At 57.5% G+C, this 13,858-nt stretch carries 10 protein-coding genes, 1 tRNA gene and 3 pseudogenes; 9 read left to right on the top strand and 5 right to left on the bottom strand.

Annotation, left to right across the window (positions count from 1 at the left end; translation table 11 throughout):
* The first annotated feature begins 329 nt into the window (after nucleotides 1–329).
* Entirely contained in the window at nucleotides 330–1,355 is a 1,026-nt protein-coding gene (locus tag HMPREF0308_RS06765) for a zinc-dependent alcohol dehydrogenase (RefSeq protein WP_005530002.1), read from the top strand.
* Nucleotides 1,356–1,393: 38 nt separating this feature from the next.
* Here the strand turns inward: HMPREF0308_RS06765 and HMPREF0308_RS06760 are convergent.
* The 4 genes and pseudogenes from HMPREF0308_RS06760 to HMPREF0308_RS06745 all read right to left on the bottom strand — a co-directional run bounded on the left by HMPREF0308_RS06760 (nucleotide 1,394) and on the right by HMPREF0308_RS06745 (nucleotide 6,206).
* Nucleotides 1,394–2,448, bottom strand: a pseudogene (locus tag HMPREF0308_RS06760) (Dyp-type peroxidase).
* Between the two features lie 170 nt (nucleotides 2,449–2,618).
* Nucleotides 2,619–3,749, bottom strand: a pseudogene (gene efeO / locus HMPREF0308_RS06755) (iron uptake system protein EfeO).
* 54 nt (nucleotides 3,750–3,803) lie between these two features.
* Nucleotides 3,804–4,488, bottom strand: a pseudogene (locus HMPREF0308_RS06750) (FTR1 family iron permease).
* Nucleotides 4,489–4,706: 218 nt separating this feature from the next.
* Complete coding sequence (locus HMPREF0308_RS06745; RefSeq protein WP_005529991.1) at nucleotides 4,707–6,206, bottom strand: amino acid permease; 1,500 nt, start codon at nucleotides 6,204–6,206, stop codon at nucleotides 4,707–4,709.
* A gap of 82 nt (nucleotides 6,207–6,288) precedes the next feature.
* Here HMPREF0308_RS06745 and HMPREF0308_RS06740 point away from each other — a divergent pair, with 82 nt between their 5' ends.
* A complete protein-coding gene (locus tag HMPREF0308_RS06740) occupies nucleotides 6,289–6,945 on the top strand; it encodes a MazG nucleotide pyrophosphohydrolase domain-containing protein (protein ID WP_034657217.1) in 657 nt (218 codons plus the stop codon).
* On the opposite strand, the gene HMPREF0308_RS06735 is transcribed toward HMPREF0308_RS06740, so the two are convergent.
* Entirely contained in the window at nucleotides 6,942–7,379 is a 438-nt protein-coding gene (locus tag HMPREF0308_RS06735; RefSeq protein WP_005529987.1) for a hypothetical protein, read from the bottom strand. The two genes, HMPREF0308_RS06740 and HMPREF0308_RS06735, sit on opposite strands and share 4 nt — an antisense overlap.
* 211 nt (nucleotides 7,380–7,590) lie before the next feature.
* Between HMPREF0308_RS06735 and HMPREF0308_RS06730 the strand changes: the two genes are divergently transcribed.
* The 7 genes from HMPREF0308_RS06730 (at nucleotide 7,591) to HMPREF0308_RS06700 (ending at nucleotide 13,653) form a co-directional block, all read left to right on the top strand.
* The gene (locus tag HMPREF0308_RS06730) at nucleotides 7,591–8,382 is read left to right on the top strand and encodes a lysozyme family protein (RefSeq protein WP_005529985.1); all 792 of its coding nucleotides are present in this window, start codon (nucleotides 7,591–7,593) and stop codon (nucleotides 8,380–8,382) included.
* Between the two features lie 143 nt (nucleotides 8,383–8,525).
* Nucleotides 8,526–9,803 (top strand): phosphopyruvate hydratase, encoded by a 1,278-nt coding sequence (eno, locus tag HMPREF0308_RS06725; protein ID WP_005529983.1) that lies wholly within the window; start codon nucleotides 8,526–8,528, stop codon nucleotides 9,801–9,803.
* Nucleotides 9,804–9,985: 182 nt separating this feature from the next.
* Nucleotides 9,986–10,645: a septum formation initiator family protein gene (locus HMPREF0308_RS06720; protein ID WP_005529982.1), complete on the top strand. Its 660-nt coding sequence runs from the start codon at nucleotides 9,986–9,988 to the stop codon at nucleotides 10,643–10,645.
* Nucleotides 10,646–10,732: 87 nt separating this feature from the next.
* Nucleotides 10,733–11,281 (top strand): DUF501 domain-containing protein, encoded by a 549-nt coding sequence (locus tag HMPREF0308_RS06715; RefSeq protein ID WP_005529980.1) that lies wholly within the window; start codon nucleotides 10,733–10,735, stop codon nucleotides 11,279–11,281.
* A 65-nt stretch (nucleotides 11,282–11,346) separates the two neighbouring features.
* A complete protein-coding gene (locus HMPREF0308_RS06710; protein ID WP_005529978.1) occupies nucleotides 11,347–12,303 on the top strand; it encodes a Ppx/GppA phosphatase family protein in 957 nt (318 codons plus the stop codon).
* Nucleotides 12,304–12,385: 82 nt separating this feature from the next.
* Nucleotides 12,386–12,462: transfer RNA gene (locus HMPREF0308_RS06705), tRNA-Leu, on the top strand.
* Nucleotides 12,463–12,810: 348 nt separating this feature from the next.
* Nucleotides 12,811–13,653 carry a Bax inhibitor-1/YccA family protein gene (locus HMPREF0308_RS06700; protein WP_005529976.1) on the top strand — a complete coding sequence of 281 codons (843 nt, stop codon included), beginning with the start codon at nucleotides 12,811–12,813 and terminating at the stop codon, nucleotides 13,651–13,653.
* The last annotated feature ends 205 nt before the right edge of the window (nucleotides 13,654–13,858 follow it).

Raw genomic sequence — 13,858 nt, 5'->3', positions numbered from 1 at the left:
CTACTGGTACGTCACGCCCTACGGCAAGCGCTACCTCTGCACCGTGGACTAACCCCCACAAACGACAACCCGGCCGCGGCTGGGGCGATTCGGCATGCCTTCGCGCGGTATGGGGGGAAACGACCGCGGTTAATGAAATAGGTATTCATTTATGCAGGTCGGGGGTAAAAATGCAATCTTTGCAGACTGAATGCTCTATATCACTCATCGCGTCGGATTCGTGTTAATTCACAGATTTGCGGAATTTGCAGCGGGGTAGAGCGGTACACGCGCGCGGGCGAGATTTCTAGTCTGGGTGACGTCATCGACCCGTAGTAAAGGAGTACATAATGAGTGATACATTCACCGCCGCTGTCGTCGAAGAATTCGGACCTACCCTGAATATCCGTGAGGCGGATCTTCCGGAACCGGGGCGCAACCAAGCGCTCGTGCGTAACCTTGCGTCGGGCATCTGCCACACGGACGTCCACGCCGCGGAAGGCGACTGGCCGGTTAAGCCGGAGCCACCCTTCATCCCGGGGCACGAGGGTGTGGGCGAAGTGGTCAAGCTGGGACCAGGCGAGCACACCGTCGAGGTAGGCGACATCGTGGGCAACGTCTGGCTGTGGTCCGCCTGCGGTGTGTGCGAGAAGTGCCGCACCGGCTGGGAAACGCTGTGTGACGAGGCGGAATATGGCGGCTACACCGTGGACGGCTCGTTTGGCGAGTACATGCTCGTGGACACCCGCTACTGCGCACGCATTCCGGAAGGCTCGGACCCGATCGAGGTCGCGCCGATTCTCTGCGCTGGCGTCACGGTTTACAAGGGGCTCAAGGTCTCAGAGACGCGCCCGGGCCAGTTCATGGTCATCTCCGGCATCGGTGGACTGGGCCACATCGCGGTGCAATACGCCGTCGCCATGGGCATGCGCGTCATCGCGGTGGATATCTCAGAAGAGAAGCTAGCGCTGGCGAAGAAGCACGGCGCCGAGTACACCGTCAACGCCAAGGAAGCGGACCCGGCCGAGGCCGTTACTGAGTATACCAAGGGCGGCGCCCACGGCGTGCTCGTTACGGCCGTCCACCCGCAGGCGTTCGGCCAGGCCATCGGCATGGCGCGCAAGGGCGGCACCATCGTCTTCAACGGCCTGCCGCCGGGAGAGTTCCCCGCGCCCATCTTCGACATCGTATTCAAGGGCCTCACCATCCGCGGCTCGCTCGTGGGTACACGCCAGGATCTCGAGGAGGCGCTCGACTTCTACGCCCGCGGCATGATTAAGCCGACGGTCGAGGAAGTCAAGCTCAACGAGGTCAACGAGGTCTTCGAGGGGCTTATCAAGGGCGGCATCGAAGGCCGCCGCGTCATTCGCTATTAGGGCGGAGTCCGCGCCGCACGAACGCGGCGCGGACGCATCTAGGCCGTGGCCTCGAACAGCGTGCGGCCCCACCAGTCGTCTTCGCCGGTGGTGCCCGGAGGGCAGGCGAAGATGGAAGAGGACTCGTAGCGCACGTATTCGTTCATCTTGTCCGACTTTGCCAGCTTGGACTGGATCGGGATGAAGCGTTGCTCAGGCGAGTTCACGATGGACACGAAGAATAGGCCCGCATCGAGGTGTCCGAAGTCGTCGATTCCATCCGTGAAGTTGTACGCGCGGCGCAGCATGCGCGCGCCCTGGTTTTCCTGATGGCTCGCTAAGTGCGAGTGTGCCGTCAGCGGAATCACCGGGCCAGAAGTGCCGTGGTATTCGTCCAATGGCAGCTCGTCGAATTCGTCGCTGCGGCCCAGGGGAGCGCCGCTGCCCTTGGAGCGTCCAAAGGTCTCCTCTTGGTCGGCAAGTACCTGGCGGTCCCAGTTTTCCAGGAGCATGCGGATGCGGCGAAAGTACCGCCGTCAAACCACGAGTCGGTCCCAGAGACCCACACGTGTTCGTTGACGATGTCCTGATCTTCAGCCTTGATGTTGTTCGTACCGTCTTTGAATCCAAAGAGGTTGCGCGGCGTTTGCTGGCCGCGCGTGGTGGCAGTGGCGTGGCCGAATCCTAGCTGGGACCACTTGTATTCCACGACTCCGCTGCCAGCGCGCGCCAGGTTGCGGATGGCGTGGATAGCCACCTGCGGGTTGTCAGAGCACGCCTGGATGGCGATGTCGCCGCCACAAAGCTTGTCCACCAGCATGTCGCCGGAGAACTTCGGCAAGTCTTTGAGCTCTTTCGGACGCGCCGATGCCAGGCCAAAGCGATCGTCGAAAAGCGAAGGCCCAAACCCAATGGTGATTGTGAGGTTCGCAGGCTCCAAGTCGTAGGCCTCGCCGGTGTCCTTCGGCACCGAGTGCTGGCCCACGTCCTCAATCGCCTCATCCACTGTGGTCTCGCCGCGGGTCATGCGGCGCGCCATAGCGGTCCACTTCTTGAGCAGCTTCTCCAACTCAGAGCGCTCCTTGGTCACCACGTTAAAAGCCGCAAAGTGCATGCGGTCCTGCTGGGCCGTGGTGATGCCCGCCTGGTGCTCGCCGTCGAACTTGATGGCAGCGTCGCCAGAAGGGGTACCGGCAGATTTAGTCGCGCATCCAGCCACAAGCGTGGTGGCGCCCAAAGCGGATGCGCCCGTCAGAAATGCGCGGCGGCTGAATGCGAATGACATTATTTAGCCACAACTTCCTGGACGGTGGAGACCTTCTCAGTCAGGACATCGAGGGCGTCGGAAAGCTCCTTGCGCTCCTCCTGCGAAACCTTGTCATAGGAGATAAAGCCCTCGCCCTCCTTGTACTTGTCCAGCAGAGTCTGCACCTTCTCGAAGCGCTCATTGATGTCGGTCAGCAGCTGTGGATCGCGCTCATTGAGAGCCTTCTCCAGGGAGGCGATGGCTGCTTTCGAGCCGTCCAGGTTGGCCTGGAAGTCATAGAGGTCGGTGTGGGAGAAGATGTCTTCTTCACCGGTGATCTTCGAGGTTGCAATCTCGTCCAACAGGCCCTGGGCGCCGGAGGCAATCTGAACCGGAATCAGAGTGTAATCGTCGGCTGCGACGCCGTCGACAAGCTCAGCGATGTCCTTCTTGAGCTGGGCGGCATCCTTCTTGGTCTCGTCGGTGATCTTCCTGTTCACCCACAGATCCTTCTCAATCTTGTGGAAGCCGGTCCAGGTGTCGCCCTCTTCGATGTCGGCCTCGCGCAGGTCGATGCGCGGGTCGAGGTCATCTGGGAAGGACTCCGCCACGGGCTCGATGCGCTCGTATGGGGTGCGGGCAAGCGCGAAGAGCTCCTTGGATTTTTCAAGGTCGCCTGCCTCGATGGCGGCAACGAACTCGTCTACCTGGCCCTACAAGTTATTGGTTTGGGAGCGGACGTAGGAGATGTAGCCGTCAACAGCTTGGGTCAGAACCTCATCCTCGGTGGCGGCAACTGCCTCGCCCGTGACGTTGAGCTTCTGGGAAATGCCGTCGCCCACCATGCCTGGCTTGCAGGTCAGGGTGTACTCGCCCGGATCGGTGATCTGCACAACCAGCTTGCGGGTAGCACCCGGGCCGATGTTCTCGACCTCTCCAACCACGCGGCCGCCAGAGGTGTAGACGTAGAACTCAGTGGTCTTCTTGCTGTTGTTCGTCACGTCGAACGAGGAGGTACCAGTGGTGGCCTCGGCTCCGGAGACCTCACAGGACTCGTCGGAGGCGGTGACCGTGAAGTTGGTGGACTCTGCCTCGTCGACCTTGTCCGCACACGCGGAAAGGCTCAGTACGGCAGCGGTGCCGGCGACGGCAGCGAGGATGCGCTTCATTGGGTTTGTTCTCCTTGGTTTAAAAAGTTGTGAGGCGAAGAGTTAGAAAAGTTGTTAGTGCGCCATGCTTTGCGTGTCTGCTTGCTGCTGCTGCTTAGCTGGCTTTGGCGCTGGGGCAGGGCGGAGGAAGAGATACATGGCGACGACGAGATAGACCGCCCATGCGATCATGGACAGCAAGGACGGCGCCGGCACGAGGTTGAAGATTCCTTCGATCAAGGTCGCAAGTGCAGTGCCAGGCGCAATGACGTTAGAGATGTCGAAGGCGAGTGTGTGCAGGCCCGGCAGCAGGCCAGCTTCCTGCAAGTCCGTGATGCCATAGCGCAGGATGCCCGCAGCCACGACGACCAGCAAGATGCCGGTGACTTTAAAGAAGGTGCCGAGGTTGATGCGCACTGCGCCGTAGTACATCGCTACGGCTACGGCTACGGCGATGAGGATGCCTAGGGAAAGGCCGAGCGCCGGCGTCATGGTGGAGCCGTAGGCAAAGGTATCGAACACCAGCAGCGCTGTCTCGATGCCCTCGCGGACCGCGGCCATGAATGCCAGGACGAAGACGGAACCCGCGCCCACTGCGATGGCCGCCTCCAGCTTTCCCTCGAGTTCTGCCTTCATGTTCTTCGAAGCACCGCGCATCCACAGCAGCATGTAGGTGACCAACGCCACTGGCGACGCCGACCCACACCCACCGCATATGGTCCTTACGGCCGGACTTGGCTAGGTAGGCGGCGAGGATCATAACGACCATGGCTGCTTCAAGACCTTCGCGCAGGCCGATGAGCAAGTTAGCAAAAAGCAGCAATTTCTTTCAGGGCAGTGACGAAGGGACGGTGTTCCGCCACTTGAATTATCTAACCAAGGTAAGGCTAACTTGAAATTTATTTGGCGTGATTTGGCGCAAAAAGAAAAGAGGCAACTCACACGTCGTGTGGCTACCCCTTTTAGGAGTTAAGAAGCTTAGAGTGCCAGACTGCCGGTGCTCAGACCCCAAATCGCAGCGATCGCGCCGATGAAGACGATGGCCACGACGCACCATTCAAATGCGTTGAAGACGCGCTCCTTCTTATACAGGCGCGTTCCCACGTAAGGGATAAGACCTGGAATAACGGCGAGCACACCGAGCAAGACATAAACCAGGTCGGCGGCGTAGATAAGCCACAGCGAGTAAACGAATGCGATGGCGCCGATGACGATATGACGGCGGTTTTCCCGCTTCGAGATTTCCGGGCCCGAAAGATCGAACTTCACACCTGCGTGCGGGTGTGAAAGGCCCTTGCCGCGGATACCCAGTAAAAGCAGGTAGAGCGAGGTGAAGATATAAGGCAGCAGGTACATGATGGTGGCCAGCTGCACCATGGCGTTATATGAGGTCTCATTCAAGAAGAACACGATGATGAAGACCTGAATAACAGCGGTGGAGATAAACTGCGCTACCCACGGGGCGCCGGCCACGTTGATGGTGCCGATCTTGCGAGGCAGCAGGCCGTCGATAGCCATCATTACGATGGGCTCAGCACACAGCATCTGCCAAGACACGTAAGCGCCCAGCACAGAAAGGCAGAGGCCGATGGAGATGAAAGCCGCGCCCCATGGGCCGACGACAGCTTCTAGCACGGAAGCCATGGAGTTATCCGGCAATGCTGCCAGTTCAGCTTGGGAGAGCACGCCGAATGACAATGTGGAGACTGAAACCAAAAGCGCCAGCACGGAGAAGAAACCGATGACGGTGGCACGGCCGACGTCGTTGCGGGAGCGGGCCTGCTTGGAGTAGACGGAGGCGCCCTCCACACCGATGAATACCCACACGGTATAGAGCATGATGCCCTGAATCTGCTCAAAGACGGTTGAGCCGGAGTCCTCGCCCCAGAAATCAAAGGTGAACTTATCCCAGCTAAAGCCGAGGAAAGCAATGAAGACCATGAAGGCCAGAATCGGCACTATCTTGGCAATCGAGGTCACCATGTTCATCACAGCGGCCTGCTTAATGCCGCGCGCCAAAACTGCAAAAATGGCCCAAGACATTACCGACACTGCGATGGCGGAGGCCCAGCGATGATCGGCGTCGAAAAGCGGCACATAGTGGCCCACGGTGTTAAAGAAGAGTGTGGCATACCCCACCTGTGCGATTACGGAGCCAATCCAGTAGCCCCAGCCTGCGGTAAAGCCGATGAAATCACCTAGGCCCGCGCGGGCGTAGGAGTACACGCCGGAGTCGAGGTGCGGCTTGCGGTGCGCCAAGTACTGGAACACGAACGCGACAGAGAGCATGCCCACGCCGGCGATGAGCCAACCGATGAGCATTGCGCCGGGACCTGCAACCGAGGCGATGTTTTGAGGGAGCGAGAATATTCCACTGCCCACGGTGGAGCCGATAATCAAGGCGACGAGAGTCCACAGAGTCACCGTGTGATTGCGCGATGACTCGGCGTTCGCCAGGGAGGAAGTAGTGGAGGTCATTCGACTAAAATACCCCGCAAAAGCCACGGAGCGAAGTCAGCATTTAAAACCTGATTACTAAACTGCCCTATACTTTGTGGCCATGACTGTTCTGCTGCTCGATGAACGCTGGCCCACGATGATTCCGATGGAGGCCCAGGGCTTGCTCTTGGGTCCAGTTTCATTTACGGGTGAAGTTCCAGTGCGTGTGCGATGGAACTTCAGCGATCTCCTTTCGGGAGAGGATCCAACCGGGCTCGGGCTGCTCGTTTCTACCGACGCGCACGACGAAGAGGTAGAAGCGCGCCTGGCGGCAGGCGAAAAACTGATTGAGGCACCCTCGCGCCAGGATCCGATGCTCCAAGCCCGCGAAGCGATGATGCAAGCGGTGCGGATAGGGCAATGGGAGCGGGCGCAGACTCATGAAAGCCTTTTGCCGTACTTGGCGGAAGAATCTCAAGAGTTTGCGGAGGCGGTCCGGGAACGCGCGGGGGATGAAGAATTGTGCAAGGAGCTTGGCGACGTCCTCCTGCAAGTTCTCTTCCATGCCGAGCTCGCCTCGCGGCGAGGCGCGTTTACGCTTGACGACGTCGCGGTTTCCTTCGTGACCAAACTTCGCTCGCGCGCACCGTATCTTTTTGATGGAACCCGCGAGCTAGTCGACGTCGAAAAGCAAGAGCTCCTGTGGGCAGAAGGAAAGGCCCGCGAGAAGTCGCAAGCCTTGGGTTTAGACTCCGGAAATTTGGAATCGGAGTCTTAAAGCTTCGGCAGGTTCAGGGTGGAGGAGAGCATTGGCAGGTAGTCCGAAATCTGGGATGACAGGCCGGTGCCGCCGGTGAGCAGGGTGTCCTGCTTGACGATGCCGCAAGTCAGTGCGCGGTCGGCGGTCAGGCCGGAGTACTTGATGGCTGCGATAGTCAGCGGGGAGATCTGAGCCTTCCGCTCGCCACCGAGATTCTGCAGGTTGTGTGCGAGTTGATTGCGGGTGGTGTTTTCATCGAGCAAAACGCCCGGGGTGTTCTGATCAATTAGTGTCAGGGCGGTGCGGACGGTGCCGCAGTCGGCTCCGGAGATGAGCTGCGCTGCGAGGCTGTTGATGTCGCCCAGCAGGTTCTGGGCCTGTGCAGCAGCCGGAGTGGCGGCGCCAAGGGCGATGGTGGCCAGGGCTGCGGCGGCGATTCGGCGGATGTTCATGTGACTCCTTCGGGAGGGGAAATGCGGGGTTGAGTAAGAGGAGGGTTAGGTCAAAAAGTCCAGACTTAACAGGGTTACTGTAGCGCAAAATGTTACGGGTGTGAATATAACGACATAATTTTTGCTAGTTTGCTGGATTTCTTCTGGGAGGATGCTCTCTGTCGAAGTGTCAGGTGGGGCAGGGATGTGTTGCCCGTTAAGATTGCTACCCATGACTAAGCGGCTGCGGAAACTCGGGGGCTGCGGCCTAGCCGCAGTCCTCGCTGTGGTCGTTATCGTTTCCCTTGTGGGCTGGGTTCTCTCCGCATTGGGCAAGCCAGCGACCTTGAAACAGCTGCAACCCGTGCCAGATGCCATGCCACCGTTGGCGGGAATGGCGGTTCCCGATATCGACGTGCACGCTGAGGGGCGTACAGCCGACAAACTAACGTATTGGTCCTCCCAACTGGAAGCTGAAACCGGTATCTCCGGTCAAGCGTTGCGGGCCTATGGAAATGCAGAGCTTATTGCTCGTGACGCATGGCCAGAATGCAATCTTCACTGGACGACCCTTGCGGGGCTGGGATGGGTGGAGACCCGCCACGGCACATACAACGGAAACTGGTTCCGTCCGTCGAAGTTGGATGAGAATGGCTATCCCGATCCGCCGATTATTGGCATTGCGTTGGATGGAATGAATGGGACGGCCCATACGCCGGATACCGATGGTGGGCATTTTGATGGCGATGCCGAGTTTGATCGTGCAGTTGGCCCGCTCCAATTCATCCCTTCCTCGTGGGAACATGTCGGCCGTGACGCAAACGGGGATGGTGTAGCCGATCCCAACCAAATCGACGATGCAGCACTCGGTGCGGCGGCACTCTTATGCTTTGGTGGAAGAAATTTGTCGGTTCCTGAAGATTGGCGTGCAGGCGTACTTAATTACAACCAGTCGGAGGACTACCTGCGACGCGTGGCTGCTGCAGCCAATGCTTATTCGATTCCGCAGCCCGCTGCTTCGTAGAAAAAATCACGTTTTAGCTCACTATGTGACTTTCTGTCCGACACGTTCCGAAGTTTTCTGGAACAATTGGCGGCAGGTGATTTGGGGCAAGAAACCCAAAGCACATATCTAAACCAATTTGGCTCAATAGGAGTGAAAGCAGCATGGCTGACATCATCCACGTATTTGCTCGAGAGATTCTTGATTCCCGCGGTAACCCGACCGTCGAGGCAGAGGTTTTCCTTGATGACGGTGCACACGGCGTAGCCGGCGTCCCGTCTGGTGCTTCCACAGGTGTTCACGAGGCACACGAGCTTCGTGACGGTGGCGAGCGCTACCTGGGCAAGGGCGTTCTCAAGGCTGTTGAGAACGTCAACGAAGAGATCGCTGACGAGATTGCTGGCTTCGAGGCCGACGACCAGCGCCTCATCGACCAGGCCCTCATTGCCCTCGACGGCACCGAGAACAAGTCTCGCCTCGGCGCAAACGCCATCCTGGGTGTTTCCATCGCTGCTGCTAAGGCTGCTGCTGAGTCCGCAGCCCTACCGCTGTACCGTTATATCGGCGGCCCGAACGCCCACGTTCTTCCAGTTCCAATGATGAACATTGTTAACGGTGGCGCACACGCTGACTCTGGCGTTGACGTTCAGGAGTTCATGATTGCTCCAATCGGTGCTGAGTCCTTCGCAGAAGCACTGCGCATGGGCGCTGAGGTTTACCACTCCCTGAAGTCCGTCATTAAGGAAAAGGGACTGTCCACCGGTCTCGGTGACGAGGGCGGCTTCGCACCAGAAGCTGAGTCCACCAAGGCTGCTCTGGACCTTATCGTTGAGGCAATCAAGAAAGCTGGCTTCGAGCCAGGCAAGGACATTGCCCTGGCACTCGACGTTGCTTCCTCTGAGTTCTTCAAGGACGGCAAGTACCACTTCGAGGGCGGCGAGCACACCGCTGAGGAGATGGCCAAGGTTTACGAGGAGCTCATCAACGAGTACCCAATCGTCTCCATCGAGGATCCGTTGCAGGAGGATGACTGGGAGGGCTACACCAAGCTCACCGCAACCATTGGTGACAAGGTCCAGATCGTTGGCGACGACTTCTTCGTCACCAACCCAGCCCGTCTGGCTGAGGGCATCGAGAAGAAGGCTGCTAACGCTTTGCTCGTGAAGGTTAACCAGATCGGTACCCTGACTGAGACCTTCGACGCTGTCGAGTTGGCTCACCGCAACGGCTACCGCACCATGATGTCTCACCGCTCCGGTGAGACCGAGGACACCACCATCGCTGACCTTGCAGTGGCACTGAACTGTGGCCAGATCAAGACTGGTGCACCGGCTCGTTCCGAGCGCGTTGCTAAGTACAACCAGCTGCTGCGCATCGAGCAGGAGCTCGGCGAGGGCGCTGTCTACGCAGGCCGCTCCGCATTCCCTCGCTTTCAGGGCTAATTCTTCGGGGCTAGCGCCCCAGAGTTAATTGCCTTTGAGCGTTAACGACGCCGCCGTCCGCAGGTAATTCCTCCCATTCAAGGAGGGACCGCCGCGGGCGGCGCTTCTTTTTGTGAGAATTTACTCCAATCACACGCGCGTCACCCGTTTCAAACAGTGCCCGCCGCTAGGATAGGAACCCTATGGCACGCCAGAATCACACTTCCAAGAAATCCCGGACCACTGTTCCAGTGGTTTCGCGTGCCACTAGACAGCGAGAAGCCGCGGCTAAGGCGAAAGCCAAGGGGGCGTCGCAACGCATTAAGTCAATGGGCCGCATGGATATTGTTGGCTTTGCCGTAATTCTCGTGGTTGTGCTAATCGTGCTGCTCACCATCGCGGTGCCATTGCGCAACTATTATCACGTGCGTTCTGAAACAGCCCGGCTCGAGAGATCCATTGCCGCAAAGCAAGCGGAAAAGGAAGAGCTGCTGGAAGAAATTGATAAGTACCGCTCCGAGGACTACTTGCAGCAGGAAGCGCGTCGCCGCTTTGGCGTTATTGCGGAGGGGGAGACCGCATACCGCATCATGGATAACCGGATGAATCACAACAATACGGTGACTACCGACAAGCTGAGCGATGTAGATTCTCGTCCGTGGTATGAAATTCTTTGGGGGTCTATCTCTGAAGACGAAGACACAAGCGTGACGGGGTCGACAAACACCGATCCAGGACACCTGCCGACGGTTGCGCCGTCGTCTGGCCCGGAGGCAGTGCCGGGGCAGGAAGTCCCTGCTGGCGACGGTGAGCCTGCAGTTCCAGGAGCTCCCGCAGCGCCGGCAGCTCCTGCAGCGCAGTAGCGCTTTGTAGCCTACAACCGTGGAGTTTTGTGGTCGCAGTGAATCCTAAGCGTCTTAGAGTTGCACTGGCATGAGACAATAGCGGTCATGACCGTCAACGATGCAGATCTCGAAATTGTTAAAGAGCAACTTGGCCGCGCTCCGCGTGGTGTGCTCGACATTGCTTATCGCACGCCGGACAACCAGCCGGCCGTGGTGAAGACTTCCCCAAAACTACCTGACGGCACGCCATTTCCTACCCTCTACTACTTGACTGACCCGCGCCTGACTGCGGAGGCTTCGCGCCTCGAGGTAGCTCACGTTATGAAGTGGATGGAAGCTCGATTGGCAGAGGATAAGGAACTAGCTGAAGATTACAAGCGTGCGCACGAGTATTTCCTCGCTAAGCGCAACGAAATCGAGGACCTAGGAACCACCTTTTCCGGCGGTGGCATGCCTGATCGCGTGAAGTGTCTCCACGTGCTTATCGCGTATGCCCTCGCTGAGGGGCCACAGCACTTCCGTTTGGGCACGGAGGCAGTTGCATTGGCAGCAGACCACGGCCGACTGCGTGGCACTGCTATTCCGCAAGAATGGCCCACCACCGAGGATCTCGGTATCGACTTGAGCCAGTTCGATTTCTCGAACGCCGAGTAGCACACGCGTAATAAGAACCCCGTTGCTGCCAACGCACACTTAATTTTTGAAGGGAAAGAGTTTCAATGACTCGCGTCGCCGCCGTTGATTGCGGAACCAACTCAATTCGACTCCTCATCTGTGAGGTTCAGGAAGACGGAAAGATTCGTGACATCGTACGCACGATGGAAATCGTCCGCTTAGGCCAAGGAGTTGACGCAACAGGGGAGTTCGCTGCTGAAGCTCTGGAGCGTACTCGCGTGGCGCTCGAAGGCTACGTCCAGCAGATGAAGTTCGAGAATGTCAAACGTGTGCGCATGGTGGCTACATCCGCTACGCGAGATGTAAAGAACCAGCGTGAATTCTTCGACATGGCGGCGCAGCTGCTTGGCCAAATCCAACAAGGGGCACAGGCTGAGGTCATCACCGGCGAAGAAGAGGCTTTGTTGTCTTTCAAGGGAGCGGTCACTGACTTGGCGTCACACAAGGGACCATTCTGCGTCATCGATCTCGGCGGCGGTTCTACCGAGTTCGTGGTGGGAACAGCAGAAGGTGAGATCCTGGGTGCGCACTCGGCACAGATGGGTTGTGTCCGTTTGACTGAGCGCATCATGAGGACGGATCCGCCGACGGAGGCAGAGATTGAGATCGCTGCTGACTACGTGGAACAGCGTATGCAGGAAGTAGAGAAGATCGTTCCGATTTCGGACGCACAGACCTTTGTGGGCTGTGCTGGTACCTTCACCACTCTGTCAGCCTTGGCACAGGGTCTAGAGCGCTACGACGCCGATGCTATCCATGGTTCTGAGCTGCGTTTTGATGCGCTTCGTGTGCTGACGCGTCAATTGATGGGCGTGCCTTCCGACGTCCGCGCGCTTAACCCAGTCATTCATCCTGGTCGTGCCGACGTTATTGGTGGCGGATCGGTGGCTGTTGAGGGAATTATCCGAATGATTGAACGTAACAGTGATGCAAAGTCCTTCTTCATTAGTGAGAAGGACATCCTCGATGGGATCGTTGTCGGTATTGCGGCTGACCTGTAAGTATCGCTAACGCCATCCCTCTCGGGTACCCCACTGTCGGCGTGTGCATGTGGGGTGCCTTAAAATAGGAGCACACCTTAAAGCCCCTATAGCCCAATCGGCAGAGGCAGTTGACTTAAAATCAATTCAGTGTGGGTTCGAGTCCCACTGGGGGCACCAAATTTGTAGGTCATGGACTTTTGTCCATGACCTTTTGCTCTGCAGAACCAGTTTGCATTTGTGCGCTAAACCTGTCATTTCGTGAATTGGGTGGAGTGGGACGTCGGAAAGCGCGTGCGCAATGAACCCCAAGCGTAACGATAAGTGAAACCCGGGATTTCGATTCCCCGAGGCACTGCAAAATAGTTCAAAGTAAAACCGTACGGCTGGGAACTTTTGAAGTATTGCACGCGTTGAACTTAGTGGAATCTTAAATAAAACCGCTTGGCCCATATGGTGCGTGATTACTGTTAGGCTGGGCGTTCGCTAACCCTAGTGACTAAACCTGTGAAAGGAATCGGTACCTCAATGCGTTCAAGCAACCCGGTAATGAACTCTTTGACGAAGAGTCAAGGAACTTCTACCAACCCGTTCGGTAACAACAACCCTTACGATGCTGGCCAGAATGTAAACTCATTTGGCCAGCAGGGATATGGACAATCAGCCGGTCAGACTTCTGAGCGACCAATGACTGTCGACGACGTTGTTACTAAGACCGGCATTACGCTCGCGGTGTTGATTGTCTTTGCAGTTGCCAACTTCTTCATCGGCACTCAGGTCAACTATGGTGCGGCAATCTTGTTGACTGTAGTTGGTGGCTTGGGTAGCTTCATCGTCACGCTAATTGCTGCGTTTAGTAAGAAGTTCGGCTCTGCGCCGCTGACGCTTACCTACGCTGTACTCGATGGTTTCTTTGTTGGTGGCTTCTCGCTTCTGTTTGCTGGCGTTAACGTTGCCGGTTCTGACGGTATGGCACTTATCGGCCAAGCAATCATGGGTACCGTTGGCGTATTCATCGGCATGCTTGTCATCTACAAGACTGGCGCTGTGAAGGTCACCCCGAAGTTCAACAAGATCATGTTCGGTCTTATCGCTGGTGTGGCGGTTCTGGCTCTGGGTAACTTCATCGGTGCTATCTTCTTCGGGTTTAGCCCACTGCGCGATGGCGGCGCGATTGCCATCATCTTCTCTTTGGTCTGCATCGTGCTTGCTGCGATGTCCTTCCTTACGGACTTCGACCACGCTGACCGTCTCATCCGACTTGGCGCTCCGTCCAAGACTGCGTGGGGCGTTGCACTCGGCCTGACTGTCACCTTGGTCTGGCTCTACACTGAGATTCTGCGCCTGCTGTCCTATTTCCAAGACCGCTAACGGTGTTCTGAATAAAGTAGCTTTTTTAGACCCCAGCTTCCAAGGCGAGCCCTTGGCGGCTGGGGTTTCTTATATGAGCGGTAGGGCATAAGTCTGCTAAGTAACATTCTTGTAATTCGGGTGTAGAAATGGGGGAATCGATAAATGGTTGAGAGTTCATGGTTTTCCAACTCTTTTACAGCCTTTTCATATGATTTGAGCAGGA

Origin of the sequence: Corynebacterium striatum ATCC 6940 (assembly GCF_000159135.1) — a bacterium.
GTDB lineage: Bacteria > Actinomycetota > Actinomycetes > Mycobacteriales > Mycobacteriaceae > Corynebacterium > Corynebacterium striatum.
Note: the sequence above shows the minus strand (reverse complement) of the source record. Positions and strands in the feature narration are given on the sequence as shown.

Excerpts from the sequence above, each read along its gene's own strand:
- HMPREF0308_RS06735 (WP_005529987.1), bottom strand. The coding sequence starts at position 7,379 with ATGAACATCCGCCGAATCGCCGCCGCAGCCCTGGCCACCATCGCCCTT.
- HMPREF0308_RS06745 (WP_005529991.1), bottom strand. The coding sequence starts at position 6,206 with ATGACCTCCACTACTTCCTCCCTGGCGAACGCCGAGTCATCGCGCAAT.
- HMPREF0308_RS06710 (WP_005529978.1), top strand. The coding sequence starts at position 11,347 with ATGACTCGCGTCGCCGCCGTTGATTGCGGAACCAACTCAATTCGACTC.
- HMPREF0308_RS06700 (WP_005529976.1), top strand. The coding sequence starts at position 12,811 with ATGCGTTCAAGCAACCCGGTAATGAACTCTTTGACGAAGAGTCAAGGA.
- HMPREF0308_RS06740 (WP_034657217.1), top strand. The coding sequence starts at position 6,289 with ATGACTGTTCTGCTGCTCGATGAACGCTGGCCCACGATGATTCCGATG.
- HMPREF0308_RS06730 (WP_005529985.1), top strand. The coding sequence starts at position 7,591 with ATGACTAAGCGGCTGCGGAAACTCGGGGGCTGCGGCCTAGCCGCAGTC.
- HMPREF0308_RS06715 (WP_005529980.1), top strand. The coding sequence starts at position 10,733 with ATGACCGTCAACGATGCAGATCTCGAAATTGTTAAAGAGCAACTTGGC.
- eno (WP_005529983.1), top strand. The coding sequence starts at position 8,526 with ATGGCTGACATCATCCACGTATTTGCTCGAGAGATTCTTGATTCCCGC.
- HMPREF0308_RS06720 (WP_005529982.1), top strand. The coding sequence starts at position 9,986 with ATGGCACGCCAGAATCACACTTCCAAGAAATCCCGGACCACTGTTCCA.
- HMPREF0308_RS06765 (WP_005530002.1), top strand. The coding sequence starts at position 330 with ATGAGTGATACATTCACCGCCGCTGTCGTCGAAGAATTCGGACCTACC.